The following is an 18,777-nucleotide window of genomic DNA, read 5'->3' as shown; positions in this document are numbered from 1 at the left end:
TTTTATATGGCTTTGCAGTCTGGCTAACCGACAGGGGAGAGGGGGATCAATAAAGTAGCGGCCACAATCACACGCAGAGTACATAACAATGAAAAACCTCTCACCCCTACAAACCACACATGAAAAGGCCGCCTTTATGGGCGACCAACAAATTGCCGGTATGCCGCTCTTTATATTTCTGGGGCTGGCGACCTGCGTTCTCTTTTCCGGCTGGAACGGCTCGCTGCCGCTGGGCATGGTCGGTGCGCTGGCACTGATGTTTGTACTGGGCACCCTGCTGACCGAGCTGGGGGAGCGGATCATGCCGATCCGCGAATACCTGGGGGGTGGAACCATCCTCGCCATCTTCGGCGGCGCCGCCCTGTTCGAATATCAGCTGCTGCCGGTGCAGGCGGGGCAGGTCATCACCAACTTCATGAAGGAGGGGGGCTTTCTCAACTTCTTTATCGCCAGTCTGGTGACTGGCTCCGTGTTTGGCATGAGCGGCGCTTTGCTGAAAAATGCCGCCATGCGCTATCTGCCGGTCATTCTTGGCGGCGTCGCACTGGCGCTGCTGAGCGTGGGGCTGGTCGGCTCCCTGATGGGGTATGGCTTCAAGAATGCGGTGCTGCTGATCGGCCTGCCGATCATGGGCGGTGGCATGGGCGCCGGTGCGGTGCCGTTGGTGGAGATCCTCTCCGGCCCGATGCAGATGTCCAGTGCGGATCTCTTGTCGCGCATGGTACCGGCGGTGGTGATCGCCAATACCCTGGCCATTCTGGTGGGCTCCCTGCTGGCGCGGCTCGGTCGCCGTTACCCCTCCCTGACTGGCAATGGCAAGCTGATGGTTAAAGAGAGTAGCCAGAACATTGCCGATGAGCAGGCCGAAGCGCCGACCCTGCAGAGTCTGGGTATGGGGCTTTTTATCAGCTCCAGCATGTTTGTGCTGGGTTCCCTGCTTGGCAACTTTATCCCCATGCACCCCTTCGCCCTGATGATTTTGGCGGTCGCCTTTATCAAGGTGAGCGGCCTGCTGCCGCGCCGTTATGAGCAGGCGGCGGCCGACTGGTATCAGTTTGTAGTGAGCAACCTCACTCCCTCCCTGCTGGTGGGGATCGGCGTCGCCTATACCAGTATTCCGGAGCTCATCAGCGCTTTTTCCATCAGCTACTTCGTGCTGGTCATGGTCACCGTGATGGGCGGCGCCCTCGGCGCGGCGCTGGTGGGCCGGATGATCGGTTTCTATCCCATCGAGGCGGCCATCACCGGCGGACTTTGTATGGCCAACATGGGCGGCACCGGCGACGTAGCCGTGCTCTCGGCGGCCCAGCGGATGAAGCTGATGCCCTTTGCCCAGATCTCCTCTCGCCTTGGCGGCGCCGTGATGCTGATCTTGGCCACCGCCCTTATCTCCCTGCTCGCCTGATACCGGATTGAGGAACAAACAAGATGAACGACATCATGATGGGCACCAGCCTGCCCTATGCCGAGCGCAAGCGTCAGGGCGTGCGGGGGCGTATGCCCCACAAGGAGGAGTCCCTCTCCCAGCAGCGGCGCCGGATCTACCGATTGGTCAGCGCCATGCAGAGTCCGTTTGACCAGCATCTGCTGCTGCGCCAGCTGCAGGAGGACAATCCTGTACTCTTCTACGATCTGGTGCGTCACCACCTGCCGGAGCTGCTGCCGATCATCTACACCCCGGTGGTGGGGGAGGCGTGTCAGCGCCACAGCGATCTCTATCTGCGCAGCCACGGCCTCTACCTCTCCTGGCATGACAGGGACGATCTCGACGATATTCTCGAGTCGGTGGAGCAGGAGGTGGATGTGATCGTCATCTCCGACGGCGAGCGGGTGCTGGGGCTTGGCGATCTCGGTATCGGCGGTATGGGGATCTGTATCGGCAAGCTGGCGCTCTACTCCGCTGCTGGCGGCATCAATCCGGCGCGCACCCTGCCGCTCTGTGTCGATGTGGGCACCAACAATCCCGAGCTGCTGGAGGATGACTCCTACCTCGGCTGGCAATCCCCGCGCATCGACGGCGAGAGCTACTACCACTTCATGGACAAGGTGGTGGCCGCCATTCGCAAGCGCTGGCCGCAGGTGGTGCTGCAGTTTGAAGACTTTGCCGGCAAGCACGCCGCCAACCTGCTGGCCCGCTATCGCGACGAGCTCTGCATGTTCAACGACGATATTCAGGGCACGGCGGCGGTCGCCTCCGCCTGCGTGCTGGCCGGGTTGCAGCAGGCGGGCACTGCCCTGTGCGATGCTCCTGTGCTGATCGTCGGGGCGGGCTCTGCCGGTTGCGGCATCGCCTCCATGCTGGCCCAGCTGGCGGGGAGCCACGATGGCGTCTGGCTGTTTGATCAGGACGGGGTGGTCTGCGCCGATCGTCCCAACCTGACTCGCGCCCAGCAGCCGTTTGCCCGCGCCGTTGAGGAGGGGAGCAGTTCGCTGCTGGAGACCATCCGCCAGGTGCGCCCGGCGGTTTTGATTGGCGTGAGCGGGCAGGGCGGCCTCTTTACTGGCGAGGTGCTGCAGGCGATGGGGGAGGTGTGCGAGCAGCCGGTGATCCTGCCGCTCTCCAACCCGACCCGCAGCGCCGAGGCCACCCCCGAGCAGGTGTGGGCTGCCACAGATGGCCATGCCCTGTTGGCCACCGGCAGCCCCTTTGCGCCGGTGATGGTGGCTGGCGAGCGGCGGGTGGTCTCCCAGTGCAATAACGTCTATGTCTTTCCGGGCATTGGTCTCGGAGCCTGCGCGGTCAAGGCGCGCCGCATCAGCGATGGCATGTTGCTGGCAGCGGTGCGGGCAGTTGGCGCCTATCCGTTGGTGGCGGGTCGGCTGTTGCCCCCCATCGAGCAGGTGGGAGAGGTGGCCCGCGCCGTCGCCAGAGCGGTGGCACTCTGTGCCCGCGAGGAAGGATTGGCCGATTTTGTCGGCGATCCGGCACCTTTGATTGACCAGACCTGGTGGCATCCGCACTATTGGGCTGCGTCCTGACGTTTTAAGGTATGTGCATGAAACTTCGCCACCAGTTGGTCACCCTCTCTCTTGGGCTCTCCTTGCTGCTGATCCTCATTCTGGGCAGCCTGCTGGCCCTCTTTATCCGTCATCTGCTGGAGAGCAATCTGCAGGATAAGGGGAGCGATCTGGCACGGGTCATGGCGGCGGATACCCGGGTGGTCGATGCTCTGCGTCAGGGCAGTGATCCTACCCTGCGCGACTATGTGGAGGCGGTTTGCAACCGCACCGATGCCACCTATATGGTGGTGACCGACGAGCATGGTCGCCGCCTCAGCCACCCCAACCCCGAGCTGGTGGGGCAGAAGTTCCGCGGCGAGGATATCTGGCCCGCGCTGCAGGAGCGGCGCAGCTACTGCTCCAAGGATCGGGGCACCATGGGGCCGGCGATCCGCTGCTTCTCCCCGGTGGTGGGCGGGGATGGGCGCGTCATGGGGGCCGTGGTGGTGGGCTACCTGATGCAGCAGGTGGAGGGCATCTATATGGAGCGGGTGGCCCTGCTCATCAGCGCCATTGTGGCGGTGCTGGGGTGCGGCCTGCTGCTGGCACTCTGGGTGCAATACCTGCTGCGCAAGACCCTGCTCGATCTGGAGCCGGAGGCGATCGTGCGCCGTTTCACCCTGCAGGATCTGGTGCTGGAGCACATCACCGAAGGGGTGATTGCCCTCGATGGCCGCGGCAACATCAACATGATCAACAGCACCGCCAGCTATCAGCTGCGGCTGCCGGTTACCGGGCGCCATGCCCTGCAGGGGCAGTCGCTGGCGGAGCTGGTGCCGCCCCTTGCCCCCTGTCTGGAGCAGGAGGGTGGGGAAGTGAGCTTCACCATTCAGGGGGAGTCTTTCGTCGGCCGCTGGCAGGCGGTGCAGGGCAAGGCACCGGGGCGACTGCTGATCTTCAGCCGTCCGGAGGTGGCCGCCAGTCTGGGGGTGCAGGTGACCCACCTGCGCCAGTATGCCGAGATGCTGCGGATGCAGAGCCACGAGTTCGCCAACAAGCTGAGCAGTCTCTCCGGCCTGTTGCAACTGGGCCATGTGGATCAGGCGGTGGAGCTGATCCAGCAGGAGAATGAGGCGTGCCAGACCATGCTGCAGGAGCTGCTGCGGCTGATCGACAACAAGCCGGTGGCGGGGCTTATTCTCGGCAAGTTCAGCCGGGCCCGCGAGCTCGGGGTGACCCTGGAGCTCGATCCCGATTCGGCGCTGGCGGAGTATCCGGCCTCGGTCTCGGCCGATCTCATCACCCTCATTGGCAACCTGCTGGATAACGGCTTGCTGGCGGCTTGGCGCAACCGCCAGCAGCGACCGCCCCGGGTGCTGCTGTCCCTGTGCGATGTGGGGCGGCGACTGGTGATCGAGGTGGAGGATAGCGGCGAGGGGGTCGACGAGGAGCTGGCCGATCACCTGTTCGATTACGGAGTGAGTCGCCAGAGCGGCGATCACGGGGTGGGTCTGTTCCTGGTCAAGGAGACCGTGGGTCGGCACGAGGGTGTGATAGAATGGCGGCGAACCGCCGAGCAGACCACCCTGTTTGGTATCTACTTGAATAAAAACAAATTAATGTGAGCCATGGACCCAATAATCACGCTTGTTATTGAAGATGACGATCGGATCGGTGCCATCTTGTCAGAACTGGTGGCGGCGACACCCGGTTTCTCCCTGCTGGGGCGGGCCGGCACCCTAGCCCAGGCCGATGCCATGATGGCAGGTGTGGTGCCCCAACTGCTGCTGGTGGATGTCTCCCTGCCCGATGGCTCTGGCCTTGAGTGGGTGAGCCGCCTGCGCAGCCACAACCGCGAAGCCTATGTCATCATGGTGACTGCCTCGCGGGACGTGGAGACCATCCAGCAGGCCCTCAATCTGGGGGTTCATGACTACGTCATCAAACCATTGCGGCTGTTTCGCATCCAGCAGAGTCTGGACGAGATCCTGCAACTGCACAGCCGCCTCTGCGAGCGGGGTCGGCTGGAGCAGGAAGATCTCGATAAGTTGCTGGGCAAGGGAGGACGCTCCCAGATCAAGGAGATGCGCGTCACCCCCAAGGGGATCGACAGCATCACCCTGCGTCAGGTGCTGGATCTGCTGGCGGGCGAGCCGGAGAGCGTCTTCTCCACCGACACGGTGGCGCTGCGACTCTCCCTCAGCCGCACCACGGCGCGCCGCTATCTGGAGTATCTGGAGTCGGAAGACCGGGTGGATGTGGATCTCAACTATGGCCAGCGGGGGCGACCGGAGCGGCGCTACCGCTGGCGCCGGGCCGGTTGAGATGCGCACTGGCGTGCATTGCAGAAACAACAAGGGAGCCATGGGCTCCCTTGTTGTTTCCGGATGATGTACGTTTTCAGGCCGCTTCCCGTTCGGCTACCGGCGCACGCCCCTTCAGCTGGGAGGTCATCACCCCGCCCAGGATCAGCCCGCCACCCAGCAGGTGGTAGCCATGGATCGGTTCCCCCAGACCGACGACGGCTATCAGCGCCGTACAGAGCGGCATCAGGTTCATAAAGACCGAGGTGCGTTCTGCCCCCATGCAGGCGAGGCCGCGCATCCAGCAGTAAGCTGCCAACAGGGAGGAGGCAAGCCCGGCGAAGAGCACCAGACCCCACCCTTCGGCTGGCACCGCCATCGAGTCGGCGCTGAGAGCGAGCGGTACCAGCAGCAGTACGGCCAGCAGGATCTGCATGTAGAGGTTGAGCCAGGGGCCAAACGGCAGGTGCCAGCGGCGGATCAAGAGGCCGTAAAGGGCGTAGCTGGCGGAGCCCAGCAACATCATGCCATCCCCCGGGTTGATGCCGTTGTGGAGCAGGGCCAGTGGTTCGCCCTTGCCAAGCAGCCAGAGCACCCCGAACAGGGAGAGACTCATGCCGAGCAGTGCCTGTTTGCCGGGACGCTGGCCGAAGAAGAGCGCTCCTTGCAGCAGGGTGAGCAGCGGAATGAGGGAGCCGATCACCCCCATATTGGTGGCAGAGGTGCTGTGAGCGGCGTAATAGGCCAGGCACTGGTAGAGCACCATACCGAGCGCCGCCAGCACCAGCAGCTTGCCGAGCCAGGGGCGAATCTCACTGCGTCGCCGCCAGAGGGTGGGCAGGCAGAAGGGGGTCAGCGCCAGGGCGGCGATCACCCAGCGATAGAAGGAGATAGCCGCGGGGTCGAGCACGCTGGCGGCCGCCTTGGAAACCACGGTATTGGTAGCCCAGATCAGCACAGCCATCAGCGGAAAGAGAAGAGGGGAAAAGATTCGCATCAGAGGCTCCTTATTAACAGGGGGCCAAGTCTACCCTTGTCTTTATATTATCAAGTAGCGTAAAACAGACAGATGACCCAGCAGAAAAGACAACTCTTTCTGATGCACCTTATTCCGGCCCACACGGGCTGCGTCTGCCCGCAACTGATGGCTGCTTTTGACCTGTGCCGGAGACCGAGCCAACAGGGCGTTGCATCACGCCAGCTCCTCTCTCTCGCTGACAAGGGGCGCTGATGGCCACTCACCAGTTTCAGCCGGTAGATGTCGTTCTGCCCGCTCCCAATCCGCTCTATTTCAGTTACCAGCAGATGCTGGCCGACAGCGCGACCGTGCTGCACTCCCACCCCTGGGGCCAGCTCAACATGATCAGTCTGGGGATCATGGAGATAGAGCTGGGGGATCAGCGACTGGTGGCCCCTGCCGACTATCTTATCTGGGTGCCGGCGGATCTCGAGCACACCTCCTACAACGAGCAGACCCTCGACTACACCTCCATCTACGTCAGCCACGAGCTGGCGGCCAAGCTGCCGCCAGAGCCCAGATTGCTGCTGCTCACCCCGCTGATCCGCGCCCTGCTGAGCGATTTTTGCGAACGGCGGGTGAGCCATATGGCGGATGAGTGGGATCAGCGTCAGGCCGAGTTGCTGGTGGAGCGACTGGCGCGCACCCGCTGTCAGGAGAGCTACCTGCCGATGAGTCAGGACAAGCAGCTGGCTCCCATGCTGGCGGCGTTACACAGCGATCCTGCCGATCCCCGAACTCTGGCCCAGTGGGCCGGACAACTGCATACCACAGAGCGCACCCTGGCGCGGCGCTGCCTGCGGGAGCTGGGGATGAGCTTCGGTCAGTGGCGGGCGCGGTTGCGGCTACTCAAGGCGCTGGCCTGGCTCAAGGGGGACATGCCCATTCAGGAGATCAGCTGGCGGCTCGGTTACGGCTCCACCTCGGCCTTTATCGCCATGTTCAACCGGGAGCTGGGCTGCTCCCCCCAGCGTTATCGCCTACAGTCAGCCCGATAACAAATCGCCGGACATGTCATCTGATGAAGCAAAACAAGGAGGGCGCCCGCAGGCGCCCTTTCTGATGAAATTTGCTTACGCTAGAAGAAGCCGAGCGGGTTGATGTCGTGACTTACCAGCAGGTTCTTGGTGTTCTGGTAGTGGTCCAGCATCATCTTGTGGGTCTCACGGCCGATCCCCGACTTTTTGTAACCGCCAAAGGCGGCGTGTGCCGGGTAGGCGTGGTAGCAGTTGACCCAGACCCGGCCAGCCTGAATGCCACGCCCCATGCGCCAGGCCAGATTGCTGTCGCGGGTCCACAGGCCTGCCCCCAACCCGTACTGGGTGTCGTTGGCAATGGCCAGAGCATCCGCCTCGTCCTTGAAGGTGGTGACCCCGAGTGCCGGCCCGAAGATCTCCTCCTGGAATACCCGCATCTTGTTCTGACCGGAGAAGATGGTGGGCTGGATGTAGAACCCCCCCTCCAGTCCGTTCACCTTGGCCGGGCCGCCGCCGATCAGCATCTTGGCCCCTTCGCCGCGGCCGATCTCCATGTAGCCCAGGATCTTGTCGAACTGCTCGCGGGACGCCTGCGCACCCACCTGAGTGGCGGTATCGAGGGGGTTGCCCTGAACAATGGTGCGGGCGCGGGCCAGCACCCTGTCCATGAAGTCGTCATAGATGCTGGCCTGCACCAGCGCGCGGGAGGGACAGGTACATACTTCCCCCTGGTTGAAGAAGGTCATCAACATCCCTTCTACCGCCTTGTCGATGTAGCTGCTCTCGTGCTGTATCACGTCGGCGAAGTAGATATTGGGGGACTTGCCCCCCAGCTCCACGGTCGAGGGGATCAGCTTGTCGGCGGCGCAGCGCAGGATATGGGCGCCCACTTCGGTCGAACCAGTAAAGGCCAGTTTCTGGATCCGATTGCTGGTGGCCAGCGCCTGACCTGCCTCGGCGCCGAAGCCGTTGACCACGTTGACTACGCCGGCAGGCAGGATGTCCTTGATGAGATCCATCATCAGCATGATGGTGACCGGGGTCTGCTCGGCGGGCTTGAGCACGCTGCAGCAACCCGCCGCCAGCACCGGGGCCAGCTTCCAGGCGGCCATCAGCAGCGGGAAGTTCCACGGGATGATCTGGCCGACCACGCCGATGGGCTCCTTGAAGTGGTAGCTGACGGTGTTCTGATCCAGCTCGGCGGCCGAGCCCTCCTGAGCGCGAATGCAGCCAGCGAAGTAGCGGAAGTGATCCACCACCAGCGGCAGGTCTGCCGCCAGGGTTTCGCGCACCGCCTTGCCGTTCTCCCAGGTTTCGGCGATGGCGAGTCGCTCGATGTTCTGCTCGATGCGATCGGCGATGCGCAGCAGCAGATTGCTGCGCTCGGTGACGCTGGTCTTGCTCCAGCTGGTGAACGCCTTGTGGGCGGCATCCAGCGCCAGTTCGATATCGGCGGCGTCGGAGCGGGCGACCTCGCAGAATACTTTGCCATCCACCGGCGAGATGTTTTCAAAGTAGCGGCCGGCGCGAGGAGCCACCCACTCACCACCGATGAAGTTGTCGTAACGGGATTTGAAGCTGACCAGGGCACCTGCCTGACCGGGAGCGGTATAAATCATCTCATCATCCTTTATGTGTGTGATCCTGACCGGACTGGCTGACAGACCGATTGCCAGCTGATATCGCAAGGGGCGTGCCAAAGGGTCTGACCAGCAGGCAAAAGGTTACAAAAACGTTACCAAACGGGGTGTGGCAGCGTATCTTGGTTAACCAATGACCACGGCTATTGCGATAAAACTGTACCGTTTCTGGACAGTGGCCGAGACAGTCGTGCTGTTTGTGAACAGGAGGCGTGATGAGTGAGTCACTTCAACCCGGTCCCGGTCCCGGTCCGATCCAGCGTTCCTGGCAGCGCTGCCTGCATCAGGGGCTGAGCCGCCAGCAGAGTGCCGATCTGGACTTGCTGCCCCAAGGGGAGCTGTCGGCCCGTCAGGAGCAGCACAGGGCGCTGATTGCTTGCTTCCAGCGCTTCGTGCTGCCGCTGTTTGCCCAGTTGCTGGCGGGTCGCCCCTGTCGCCTGTTGTTGTGTGACGGTGAGGGGGCCATTCTGGCCGCCAGTGGTGATGAGGGGTTCGCCCGCCATGCCGAGCGTATCTTTTTGCGCAGTGGCGCCCGCTGGGGGGAGGCGAGCAAAGGTACCAACGCCATCGGTACCGCGCTGGCCGAGCAGAGCGAAGTGCAGGTGCTCGGCAATCAGCACTTCTTCGCCCAGCACAGCTTCCTCAGTTGCAGCGCTTGTCCGCTGCTCGGGCCGGATGGGCAATTACTCGGTGTGCTCGATATCTCCACCGATGCGGCCCACCACGACGGCGACATGCTGGGCACGGTGCGGCTGCTGGCCATGACCCTCGAAAATGCACTCTTGGCGCGTCAGCCGGGCTGGCTGGTGGATCTCGAGCCCCAGAGCCTCTGGTCCGCTCGCCTGTTGCTGGGAGAGGAGGGGGAACTGCTCGGCGCCAACCGGGCAGGCCGGCTCTGGCTCGGCCAGCACCCTTTCGATGGCAGGCAACTGCTGCGCGAGGGGCGTGGCTTGCGGCTGGAGCCAGAAGCGGACGTGACCTCTTCCCGCGCCGTGCTGCCGGGTCACTCAAGCCCGGTGCCACATCCGCAGCAGGTGCCGCTCAAGATGCTGGAGCGCGGCATTTCGCTGCTTATCGAGGGGGAGACCGGCAGCGGTAAAGAGCATCTGGTGCGGGCCCTGCACCGAGCGTCGAGTCGGCGGGAGCAGCCACTGGTGTGCGTCAACTGTGGCGCGTTACCAGCAGATCTGGTGGAAGCAGAGCTGTTTGGCTATGTGGGCGGGGCCTTCAGCGGTGCCCGCAGCCAGGGCAGTCAGGGTTATCTGCGCGCAGCCCACGGCGGCATGCTGATGCTCGATGAAATTGGCGAACTGCCGCTGCAGGCTCAAACCCGACTGCTGCGGGTATTGCAGGAGCGCAGCGTGACGCCGGTTGGCAGTCACAAGCCGGAGGCGGTGGATTTCTGGCTGGTCAGTGCCAGCCACCGGGATCTGGCGGCCATGGTGCAGAGTGGCGCATTTCGCGAAGACCTCTATTACCGGATCTGCGGCTGGCGTCAGCAGCTGATGCCGCTGCGCCGTTGGCCTGCCGCTGAGCGTCTGGAGCTGATCCAGCGACTGTTGGCGGAGATGGACCCGACCCTGCGTCTGACCCGCGATGCGGAGCAACAGCTGCTGGCCCATCCGCTGCCCGGCAACGTGCGCCAGCTCAAGCAGGCACTGGAAGTGGCCTGTGTGCTGGCAGAGGGGTTGGGTTGGATAGAACCCGCCCACCTGCATCTGCCCAGTGTGGCCACAGAGCCCGGCGTCTTGCCGATGGGGGAGGCGACCAGCTTGCGTGAACAAACCCGGCGGCAGGTGCAGCAAACGCTAGCGGCATGCGGCGGCAACGTCAGCGAGGCTGCGCGCCAGCTGGGGATCAGCCGCACCACCCTCTACCGGACGCTGCGCGAAGCGCCTTGAGTGCTCACTCCCCCTCACCGGTTGTTTTCAAGACGCACATGACGGCTGGAGCCCTGCCCGTCCAGCCGCTATGATGCGCCCTGGCCGGGGCATTGCGCCCGTTGACTCATCCGTTGAGGTTTTTCTGCCATCTCACAACACATAGGGGCGCTGACCCTGCTGGTGGCTGATTACGATCAGGCCATTCGCTTTTTTACCGAGGGACTTGGCTTTGCGCTCCTGGAAGACACCCGGCTTGATGAACCGGGCAAACCGGGCAAGCGCTGGGTGCGGGTTGCCCCCAAAGGTGCCTCCGGTTCTGCACTGCTGCTGGCACAAGCGGCCAATGCGCAGCAGCAGGCCGCCATCGGCCAGCAGGGTGGTGGCCGGGTATTTCTGTTCCTCGAGACCACTGATTTCTGGGGGGATTACCAGCGCATGCAGGCGTACGGTGTTCATTTTTGTGAACAGCCCCGTGACGAGCCTTATGGCACCGTGGTGGTGTTTGAGGATATCAGTGGCAACCGGTGGGACTTGTTGCAACGTACTGCTGCCAACTGAATCTGAAAACGTTTATCATCCCGCCTGTCATAAAGTCATAAAAGTGTCACAGAAAATTCTAATAATTGGCGCACCCATCTTCACAGAGGAGAGAGAAGGGAATGGCTAAGCGAATTCTGGTGGTCGAGGACGAAGCACCGATCCGCGAAATGCTCTGCTTCGTGTTGGAGCAGAAGGGATATGAGACGATTGAAGCGGAAGATTACGCCGATGGACTGGCGAAGGTGTGCGAACCCTACCCCGAACTCATCGTGCTCGACTGGATGATGCCGGGCGGCAGTGGCATCCAGTTTATCAAGCAGCTCAAGCAGGATGAGGTGACGCGCCAGATCCCGGTGGTGATGCTCACCGCTCGCGGTGAAGAGGAGGACAAGGTGCGTGGTCTGGAGGCCGGTGCTGACGACTACATTACCAAGCCATTCTCGCCCAAGGAGCTGACCGCTCGCCTCCATGCGGTGATGCGCCGCGTGTCGCCCACCTCGGTGGATGAGGTGATCGAGGTGCAGGGGCTGAAACTCGATCCTGTCTCCCACCGGGTCAGTGCCGAAGAGAAGGCGCTCGACATGGGGCCGACCGAATTCAAGCTGCTTCACTTCTTTATGACTCACCCCGAGCGGGTCTACAGCCGTGAACAGCTGCTCAACAATGTCTGGGGTACCAATGTGTACGTCGAGGACAGAACCGTGGATGTGCATATTCGTCGCCTGCGCAAGGCGATTGAAGAGACAGGGCACGACAGATTGATCCAGACGGTGCGTGGAGCCGGATACCGCTTCTCAACCCGTCTCTAGAGGCAGTTATGTTGCAACCTTACGCCTGGCGGCGACAGTTGTGGCGAATGGCGTTTTTTTACGCCCCTTTCGCATTGGTTGGCTGGTTGATTGATCATCTTGCCCTCTGCCTGTTGGTGGCGGCCGTGTTGCATCTGGGCTGGCACTATCGCTTCCAGAAGCGGCTCTCTGACTGGTTGTGGCACGATCGCAGCCTGGTGCCCCCCAGCGGCAATGGCAGCTGGGAGTACATCTTCAACGGTATCTACAAGTTGCAGCAGCGCCACCGCGCCCGTCGCCGCGAGCTGGCGGGGCTGATCCGCCGCTTCCGGGAGGGTGCCGAGGCGCTGCCCGATGCCGCCGTAGTGTTTCGCACCGATGGCAGCATCCTCTGGTGCAACCGGCTGGCGGAGCAACTGCTCGGTTTTCGCTGGCCGGAGGATGCCGGCCAGCATATCGGTAACCTCATTCGCAATCCTGCCTTTAACGCCTATCTGGGCAAGGGGGCGTATGACGAGCCCCTCGAGATGCACTCCCCGGTCAACGAGGAGAAGTTTCTCGAGTTTCGCATCATGCCCTACGCCTCGGATCAGGCGATGCTGGTGGTACGGGATGTCACCCGCTTGCGCAGTCTCGAGAAGACCCGCAAGCACTTCGTCTCCAACGTCTCTCACGAGCTGCGCACCCCGCTGACCGTGCTCAAGGGCTATCTGGAGATGACCGAGGAGCCGCCCCCGCCCGCCATGTGGGCCAAGGCGCATCGGGTGATGATGGAGCAGACCATCCGGATGGATAATCTGGTCAATCAGCTGCTCACCCTCTCCCGTATCGAGGCGGCTCCGACCGTGGATCTCTCCCATCTGGTAGACATGCCTGCCATGCTGGGGCTGCTGGAGCAGGAGGCGCGGGCGCTCTCGGGCGAACGGGCCCACCAGATCGAATTTGTGGTGCAGCCCAATCTGCTGGTGCGCGGGGATCAGGAGCAGCTGCGCAGTGCCGTCTCCAACCTGGTCTATAACGCCATCCACTACACCCCGGCGGGGCGCAAAATTACCGTGGAGTGGCGCAAGCAGGGGGCGATGGCGCTGTTTGCCGTGAGCGATGAAGGGGAGGGGATTGCCCCCGAGCATCTGGCGCGGCTGACCGAGCGGTTCTATCGGGTCGACAAGGCCCGCTCGCGCCATACCGGCGGCTCAGGCTTGGGCCTTGCCATCGTCAAGCATGCCCTCAGTCATCACGATTGCCAGCTCGATATCGAGAGCCGGGTCGGCCTTGGCAGCCGCTTCAGCTTTCTCATCCCGAGCCGTATGGTGGTGATTAAATAGTCTTTTATGGCAATGAGTTAGCTGCAAAAAGAGGGCCTTTGAACGGGCCCTCTTTTCATTTGTTCAAATCTGTCGCCATGTCATTAAAGTGTCACATTAAATCCATAAATTTGTCACTGCCAGGTCAGATACTGGCGCCGTCTTAAGAACGGACCTTCTGTAACTTTGGAGAGATTGGATGAAACTCAACAAACTGGCTGGTGTAATCGGATTCACCGCAGCAACCCTGTTTTCTGTCAGCGCCCTGGCTGCCGGTGTGGATAAAGACCTGCCGGATTACACACCGACCAGCGGCATTTCGGGCAACCTGTCCTCTGTCGGCTCTGACACCCTGGCCAACATGATGACCCTGTGGGCCGAAGAATTTAAGCGCTTGTACCCCAACGTCAACGTGCAGATCCAGGCCGCCGGTTCTTCTACCGCCCCGACTGCCCTGACCGAAGGTGTTGCCCAGTTCGGCCCGATGAGCCGTGCCATGAAGGCCGGTGAAGAGGAAGCATTCGAGAAGCGTTACGGCTACAAGCCGACTGCCATCCGCGTTGCAGTCGATGCCCTGGCGGTGTTCGTCAACAAGGACAACCCCATCAAGGGGCTGACCATGCCGCAGATCGATGCCATCTTCTCCAGCACCCTGAAGTGCGGCGAAGCCAAGGCTGCCACCAAATGGTCTGATCTGGGTCTGGACGGCAACTGGTCCTCTAAGGATCTGCAACTGTTCGGTCGCAACTCCGTATCCGGTACCTACGGTTACTTCAAGGAGCACGCCCTGTGTAACGGCGACTTCAAGAGCGGCGTGAACGAGCAGCCGGGTTCTGCCTCCGTGGTGCAGTCTGTCTCTGCCTCCCTGAACGGCATCGGCTACTCCGGTATCGGTTATGTCACCTCCGGCGTGCGTGCAGTACCGCTCTCCAAAGATGGCAAGACCTTCATCGAAGCGACCTCCGATAACGCCATCACCGGCAAGTATCCGCTGTCACGCTTCCTGTACGTTTACGTGAACAAGCATCCGAACAAGCCGCTCTCCCCGATGGAGCAAGAGTTCGTCAAGATGATGCTCTCCAAAGCAGGCCAGAACATCGTTGCCAAAGATGGCTACGTGCCGGTGCCGGCCAAGGTGGTACAGGCTGACCTGAAAAAGCTGGGTATCATGTAACTGCCTGCAGTCAGCATGCCCTGATAAAACGAGCCCCAAGCGGGCTCGTTTTGTTTTTGTCGGCTGTCAGTTTTGTTAATAGCGCAGGATGGATATTTTTCCGCCAGCCGGGGGCTGGCTCCCTTGCGCAGCAGGGCGGCATTTCCGAGAATAGGGCAACGTTATGGCAAAGGATCCCTTCATGATTGCGTCCCTCACCAAGTTTGGCATGGTAGCCCTCTGTAGTTCCCTGCTGGTCGCCTGCGCCCAGTCGCCGACCGGCCGCAGCCAGATGCTGCTCTACTCTCCCCAGCAGATGAACCAGTTGGGCGCCGACTCCTTCGAGCAGATGAAGAAGCAGGAGAAGGTGAGCAAGGATGCCAAACTCAACGCCTATGTCTCCTGTGTCGCCAAGGCGGTGACCGCCCAGGTGCCGGCCAGCTATGGCATCACCAACTGGGAAGTGGTGGTGTTTGACTCCAAACAGGTCAACGCCTTCGCCCTGCCCGGCGGCAAGATTGGTGTCTACAGCGGCCTGCTCAAGGTGGCCAAGAATCAGGATCAGTTGGCGACCGTCATCGGTCACGAGCTGACTCACGTACTGGCCCAGCACTCCAACGAGCGACTCTCGCGCAGCCAGCTGGCGGGGATCGGTCTGGCGGCCGCCGACATTGCCATGGGCACCAGCGAGTACCGCGGCGCCACCATGGCCGCCCTTGGCCTCGGGGTCGAGGTGGGGGTGATGTTGCCCTATGGCCGCACTCAGGAGAGCGAAGCGGATCGGCTCGGACTTGAGCTGATGGCGCGCGCCGGGTTCAATCCGGCCGAGGCAATCCCCCTGTGGCAAAACATGAGTGCCGCCGCCGGTGGCAACACCCCGCCGCAACTGCTCTCCACCCATCCGAGCAACGAGAACCGGATCGCCGAGTTGCAGGCGCAACAGGCGCAAGTGCTGCCGCTCTATGAGCAGGCTCGCGCCAACGGTCTGGTGCCCCAATGCAAGGTATAAGCCTGCGCATGGCGCGCAGCGACGATGCCGCCGCCATGACGGTGATGCAGCGAGCCAGCTGGCTCGCTGCCTATGGCCAGGTGCTCGGTGCCGACCTGCTGGAGCAGCTGGACGTCACCGCTCATCTGCAGATCTGGCAGAGCCGTCTGGCCGAGCCGGGCCCAAGGCCCATGCTGCTTTGTCTCGATGAGGTGGTGATTGGCCTGCTCTACTGGCAACCACTGCAGGAAGCGGGGCAGAGCAGCGCCCTGATCCGCGCTTTTTACCTCCATCCCGACCACTGGCGACAAGGCTATGGCAAACGGCTGTGGCAGGCGGTGGCGATGCAGATGCGCCGCGCCGGCTGCCATAGCGTCAAATTGTGGCTGCTTGATGGCAACCACATCGGCGAGGGGTTCTACCTGCGCCGCGGCTTCGTCTTTGATGGTGCAGAGCGCACCCTGATAAGCCTCGGGCAGCCCTGCCTGCAGCGACAAATGAGCCGTTTGCTCTGATCACTCTCCCGTTTTTCGCCTTCGGTCACTTTATTTTTTTTGCGAATTAATACAATGTCCCCCTTGAAACAGAGTTGGATAAACACGGGCTGACAAGGGAGTGCTGGCATGTATTACGGCTTTGATATCGGTGGCACCAAGATCGCCTTCGCGGTTTATGACGGTGCATTGAACCTCTGCCACGAGGAGCGCATGAGTACCCCGGGCAACGATTATGAGGGGCTGCAGCAGCTGATCCGCTCCCGGGTCGAGCAGGCGGATGCCCGCTTCGGCGCACGGGGCTCGGTCGGCATCGGTTTCCCCGGTGTCATCAACAGCCACGATCACAGCATAGTGGCGGCCAATCTGCCCTCCATCAATGGTCGCCATCTGGGCGCTGATCTGGCCGAGCTGCTGGAGCGGCCGGTCAAAGTGGATAACGACGCCAACTGCTTCCTCTGGTCCGAAGTGCATCAAGGGGCAGCCGACGGTGCAGGCAGTGCGCTCGGCGTCACCATCGGCACCGGCATCGGCGGCGCCGTCTATCTGGCGGGCAAGCTTATTCAGGGGCGCAACTGGCTGGCTGGCGAGATTGGTCACTACCCCTTGCCCGCGACCATGCTGATGAAGTACCCCGAGTTGCCCCGTCCCCGTTGCGGCTGCGGCCGTCTAGTCTGTTTTGAAGCCTATGCCTCCGGCACCGGTCTGGAGCGTCTCTATCACCATTTCCATGGCCAGCGCGCCACGGGTCACCAGATTGTGGGACGCTTCGAGGCCCATGAACCCCATGCGGTCGAGACGGTCGACTGCTGGTTGGAGATCATGGCCGCCGGGCTTGCCACCGCCATTTCGGTGATTGATCCCGAGGTGGTGGTGTTGGGGGGCGGCCTGAGCGGCCTGCCCGCCCTCTATGAACAGCTGCCGCTGCGTCTGCCCGGTCACTTGCTGCCCGGGGTCGCCCTGCCCGAGATCCGCCAGGCCCGCTTCGGCGGTGCCGGTGGTGTGCGCGGCGCAGCCTTGCTCAATCTATGAGATCAGATGTGGGGTCTGATCTCCCCGAAAAAGGAGTCCTCATGACCCGTCTTGAAATCTGTATCGACAACCTGGAATCCCTGTTCACCGCCCAGCAATCCGGGGCGGATCGCATCGAGCTCTGCTCTGCGCTGGGTCTGGGGGGCCTGACCCCCTCCTACGGTTTTATGCAGCAGGCGGCCCGCCATGCCACAGTGCCGGTTTATGCCATGATCCGCCCGCGCGCCGGGGATTTTTGTTTCAACGACGGCGAGTTCGAGATGATGCTGCAAGATATCGCGGCCGCACGTGCTGCGGGGCTGCAAGGGGTGGTGGTCGGTTTGCTGGATGAGGAGGGGCGGGTGCCGGCCGCCAAGCTCAAACAGCTGGTGGATGCAGCAGGATCGTTGGGGGTCACTTTCCATCGCGCCATCGACCTCTCCTCCGACTGGCGCCTCGATCTGGAGACCATAGTCGCTGCCGGCTGCGAGCGCATTCTGAGCTCGGGCCATGCGCCGACCGCGTTGGCTGGGCTGGAAACCCTGCAGGAGATGCAGCAGGCGCTGGCGGGGCGTGCCAGCCTGATGCCGGGGGCCGGGGTCAATGCCGACAACGTGCGTACCATCATCGAGTTCACCGGGGTGAGCGAAGTGCATATGTCCGGCATTGGCTGGCGCGGCGGCATGGTGCCGCACGGAGTGAATATGGGCACCTCGGATGATGGCCGGGTCAATATCACCGATGGCGCCAAGGTGGCCGCGGTCAGAGCCTTGCTGGATCGCGGTTAAGCAGATCGCCGCCGTTGGGCGGCGTTCATCGGCATCTTGTGTGAAGTTCCTCCCACTGACGGGGAAATCAGGGGCACCCCCGGCAGCACCCCGGCCAAAAGTCTGATATTATCCCGCCTCTTTACTACATGGATCTGGAGCAACATCTCAATGTCCCAATACGACTCTATCGAACAGAAGGCCAGCTATGGCATCGGCCGCAACATGGGTGATCAGCTGGCGCAGCAAGCCTTTGCCGGTCTGGATATCCCGGCCCTGCAACAAGGTCTGGCAGATGCCCTGAATGGTCTGGAGTTCGCGGTCAGCCGTGACGATATCAATGATGCCTTCCAGGTGATCACTGCGCGTATGCAAGAAGAGCAGGAAGCCGCCGCCAAGGCCGCCGCTGCTGACGGCGAAGCCTTCCTGGCTGACAACGCCAAGCGCGCTGAAGTGAAGGTGACCGACTCCGGTCTGCAGTACGAAGTGCTGGTAGAAGGCAACGGTGCCGTTCCGGTAGCCGGTCAGTCCGTGCGTGTGCACTACCACGGTACCTTCACCCACGGTGGCGTATTCGACAGCTCTGTTGCTCGCGGCCAGCCGGCTGAATTCCCGGTGACCGGCGTGATCGCTGGCTGGGTTGAAGCGCTGCAGCTGATGCCGGTTGGTTCCAAGTGGAAGCTCTACATCCCCCACGATCTGGCCTACGGTGCCCGTGGCGCGGGCTCCATCCCGCCTTACTCTGCACTGGTATTTGAAGTCGAGCTGCTGGACATCCTGTGATCCTGCTGGCTTGATGCAAACGGCGACCCTCGGGTCGCCGTTTGTTTTTGGGTTATGTGATAGACAGTATTTGTCGCGGTCAGTAGGTTGGAGAGCAGAAAAGGGCGGCTTTTTTGCGCTATTGACTGGTTTTTTCAGAAACGGGAACAGGCATACTGCGACTCATTAGAGAGGATAAGGAGAACCCG

General features: G+C 62.1%; 17 protein-coding genes. 15 read left to right on the top strand and 2 right to left on the bottom strand.

The genetic code is table 11. The annotated features are described in order from the left end of the window. Positions 1–88 precede the first annotated feature (88 nt). Genes OKC31_RS03150 through OKC31_RS03135 form a run of 4 tightly spaced genes read left to right on the top strand, consistent with a single transcriptional unit; the run spans position 89 to position 5,264 of the window. Positions 89–1,405 carry a 2-hydroxycarboxylate transporter family protein gene (locus tag OKC31_RS03150; protein ID WP_257696462.1) on the top strand — a complete coding sequence of 439 codons (1,317 nt, stop codon included), beginning with the start codon at positions 89–91 and terminating at the stop codon, positions 1,403–1,405. Between the two features lie 23 nt (positions 1,406–1,428). After that, the gene (locus OKC31_RS03145; RefSeq protein ID WP_257696461.1) at positions 1,429–2,979 is read left to right on the top strand and encodes an NAD-dependent malic enzyme; all 1,551 of its coding nucleotides are present in this window, start codon (positions 1,429–1,431) and stop codon (positions 2,977–2,979) included. Between the two features lie 17 nt (positions 2,980–2,996). Beyond that, a complete protein-coding gene (locus OKC31_RS03140) occupies positions 2,997–4,565 on the top strand; it encodes an ATP-binding protein (protein WP_270656258.1) in 1,569 nt (522 codons plus the stop codon). A 3-nt stretch (positions 4,566–4,568) separates the two neighbouring features. Further along, positions 4,569–5,264 carry a response regulator gene (locus tag OKC31_RS03135; protein ID WP_075115718.1) on the top strand — a complete coding sequence of 232 codons (696 nt, stop codon included), beginning with the start codon at positions 4,569–4,571 and terminating at the stop codon, positions 5,262–5,264. Between the two features lie 76 nt (positions 5,265–5,340). Here the strand turns inward: OKC31_RS03135 and OKC31_RS03130 are convergent, their stop codons facing one another. After that, entirely contained in the window at positions 5,341–6,240 is a 900-nt protein-coding gene (locus tag OKC31_RS03130; RefSeq protein WP_270656255.1) for a DMT family transporter, read from the bottom strand. Between the two features lie 233 nt (positions 6,241–6,473). Here OKC31_RS03130 and OKC31_RS03125 point away from each other — a divergent pair, with 233 nt between their 5' ends. Further along, positions 6,474–7,259: a helix-turn-helix transcriptional regulator gene (locus OKC31_RS03125; protein WP_270656254.1), complete on the top strand. Its 786-nt coding sequence runs from the start codon at positions 6,474–6,476 to the stop codon at positions 7,257–7,259. Between the two features lie 80 nt (positions 7,260–7,339). Here the strand turns inward: OKC31_RS03125 and exaC are convergent, their stop codons facing one another. After that, positions 7,340–8,857 (bottom strand): acetaldehyde dehydrogenase ExaC, encoded by a 1,518-nt coding sequence (gene exaC, locus OKC31_RS03120; RefSeq protein WP_270656253.1) that lies wholly within the window; start codon positions 8,855–8,857, stop codon positions 7,340–7,342. Between the two features lie 236 nt (positions 8,858–9,093). Here exaC and OKC31_RS03115 point away from each other — a divergent pair, with 236 nt between their 5' ends. From OKC31_RS03115 to OKC31_RS03070, 10 genes are all read left to right on the top strand, one after another. Beyond that, positions 9,094–10,779, top strand: coding sequence for a sigma-54-dependent Fis family transcriptional regulator (locus OKC31_RS03115; RefSeq protein ID WP_270656252.1), 1,686 nt, complete (start codon positions 9,094–9,096; stop codon positions 10,777–10,779). Between the two features lie 129 nt (positions 10,780–10,908). Next, entirely contained in the window at positions 10,909–11,319 is a 411-nt protein-coding gene (locus OKC31_RS03110) for a VOC family protein (protein ID WP_021229136.1), read from the top strand. A 101-nt stretch (positions 11,320–11,420) separates the two neighbouring features. Continuing rightward, complete coding sequence (gene phoB / locus OKC31_RS03105; protein WP_042020121.1) at positions 11,421–12,110, top strand: phosphate regulon transcriptional regulator PhoB; 690 nt, start codon at positions 11,421–11,423, stop codon at positions 12,108–12,110. 8 nt (positions 12,111–12,118) lie between these two features. Continuing rightward, complete coding sequence (phoR, locus tag OKC31_RS03100) at positions 12,119–13,414, top strand: phosphate regulon sensor histidine kinase PhoR (RefSeq protein ID WP_021229135.1); 1,296 nt, start codon at positions 12,119–12,121, stop codon at positions 13,412–13,414. A 178-nt stretch (positions 13,415–13,592) separates the two neighbouring features. After that, complete coding sequence (locus OKC31_RS03095) at positions 13,593–14,567, top strand: PstS family phosphate ABC transporter substrate-binding protein (protein ID WP_005338411.1); 975 nt, start codon at positions 13,593–13,595, stop codon at positions 14,565–14,567. 181 nt (positions 14,568–14,748) lie between these two features. Beyond that, entirely contained in the window at positions 14,749–15,555 is an 807-nt protein-coding gene (locus tag OKC31_RS03090; RefSeq protein ID WP_108542472.1) for a M48 family metallopeptidase, read from the top strand. After that, positions 15,543–16,049: a GNAT family N-acetyltransferase gene (locus OKC31_RS03085; RefSeq protein WP_150390418.1), complete on the top strand. Its 507-nt coding sequence runs from the start codon at positions 15,543–15,545 to the stop codon at positions 16,047–16,049. The genes OKC31_RS03090 and OKC31_RS03085 overlap by 13 nt, the downstream gene beginning before the upstream one ends. 108 nt (positions 16,050–16,157) lie before the next feature. After that, entirely contained in the window at positions 16,158–17,060 is a 903-nt protein-coding gene (locus OKC31_RS03080) for an ROK family protein (protein ID WP_270656250.1), read from the top strand. A 41-nt stretch (positions 17,061–17,101) separates the two neighbouring features. Further along, positions 17,102–17,827, top strand: a complete 726-nt coding sequence (locus OKC31_RS03075; RefSeq protein WP_270656248.1) for a copper homeostasis protein CutC — start codon at positions 17,102–17,104, stop codon at positions 17,825–17,827. 150 nt (positions 17,828–17,977) lie between these two features. After that, positions 17,978–18,589, top strand: coding sequence for an FKBP-type peptidyl-prolyl cis-trans isomerase (locus OKC31_RS03070; RefSeq protein WP_005338405.1), 612 nt, complete (start codon positions 17,978–17,980; stop codon positions 18,587–18,589). Positions 18,590–18,777: the final 188 nt, after the last annotated feature.

The sequence above is a fragment of the Aeromonas sp. Y293-4 genome (genome assembly GCF_027705905.1).
Taxonomy (GTDB): Bacteria; Pseudomonadota; Gammaproteobacteria; order Enterobacterales; family Aeromonadaceae; genus Aeromonas; species Aeromonas veronii.
Note: the sequence above shows the minus strand (reverse complement) of the source record. Positions and strands in the feature narration are given on the sequence as shown.

Bases quoted from the DNA above. Each gene is read 5' to 3' on its own strand.
- OKC31_RS03085 (WP_150390418.1), top strand. From the start codon at position 15,543: ATGCAAGGTATAAGCCTGCGCATGGCGCGCAGCGACGATGCCGCCGCC.
- OKC31_RS03130 (WP_270656255.1), bottom strand. From the start codon at position 6,240: ATGCGAATCTTTTCCCCTCTTCTCTTTCCGCTGATGGCTGTGCTGATC.
- exaC (WP_270656253.1), bottom strand. From the start codon at position 8,857: ATGATTTATACCGCTCCCGGTCAGGCAGGTGCCCTGGTCAGCTTCAAA.
- phoB (WP_042020121.1), top strand. From the start codon at position 11,421: ATGGCTAAGCGAATTCTGGTGGTCGAGGACGAAGCACCGATCCGCGAA.
- OKC31_RS03115 (WP_270656252.1), top strand. From the start codon at position 9,094: ATGAGTGAGTCACTTCAACCCGGTCCCGGTCCCGGTCCGATCCAGCGT.
- OKC31_RS03095 (WP_005338411.1), top strand. From the start codon at position 13,593: ATGAAACTCAACAAACTGGCTGGTGTAATCGGATTCACCGCAGCAACC.
- OKC31_RS03090 (WP_108542472.1), top strand. From the start codon at position 14,749: ATGATTGCGTCCCTCACCAAGTTTGGCATGGTAGCCCTCTGTAGTTCC.
- OKC31_RS03070 (WP_005338405.1), top strand. From the start codon at position 17,978: ATGTCCCAATACGACTCTATCGAACAGAAGGCCAGCTATGGCATCGGC.
- OKC31_RS03150 (WP_257696462.1), top strand. From the start codon at position 89: ATGAAAAACCTCTCACCCCTACAAACCACACATGAAAAGGCCGCCTTT.
- OKC31_RS03080 (WP_270656250.1), top strand. From the start codon at position 16,158: ATGTATTACGGCTTTGATATCGGTGGCACCAAGATCGCCTTCGCGGTT.
- OKC31_RS03140 (WP_270656258.1), top strand. From the start codon at position 2,997: ATGAAACTTCGCCACCAGTTGGTCACCCTCTCTCTTGGGCTCTCCTTG.
- OKC31_RS03125 (WP_270656254.1), top strand. From the start codon at position 6,474: ATGGCCACTCACCAGTTTCAGCCGGTAGATGTCGTTCTGCCCGCTCCC.
- phoR (WP_021229135.1), top strand. From the start codon at position 12,119: ATGTTGCAACCTTACGCCTGGCGGCGACAGTTGTGGCGAATGGCGTTT.
- OKC31_RS03135 (WP_075115718.1), top strand. From the start codon at position 4,569: ATGGACCCAATAATCACGCTTGTTATTGAAGATGACGATCGGATCGGT.
- OKC31_RS03145 (WP_257696461.1), top strand. From the start codon at position 1,429: ATGAACGACATCATGATGGGCACCAGCCTGCCCTATGCCGAGCGCAAG.
- OKC31_RS03075 (WP_270656248.1), top strand. From the start codon at position 17,102: ATGACCCGTCTTGAAATCTGTATCGACAACCTGGAATCCCTGTTCACC.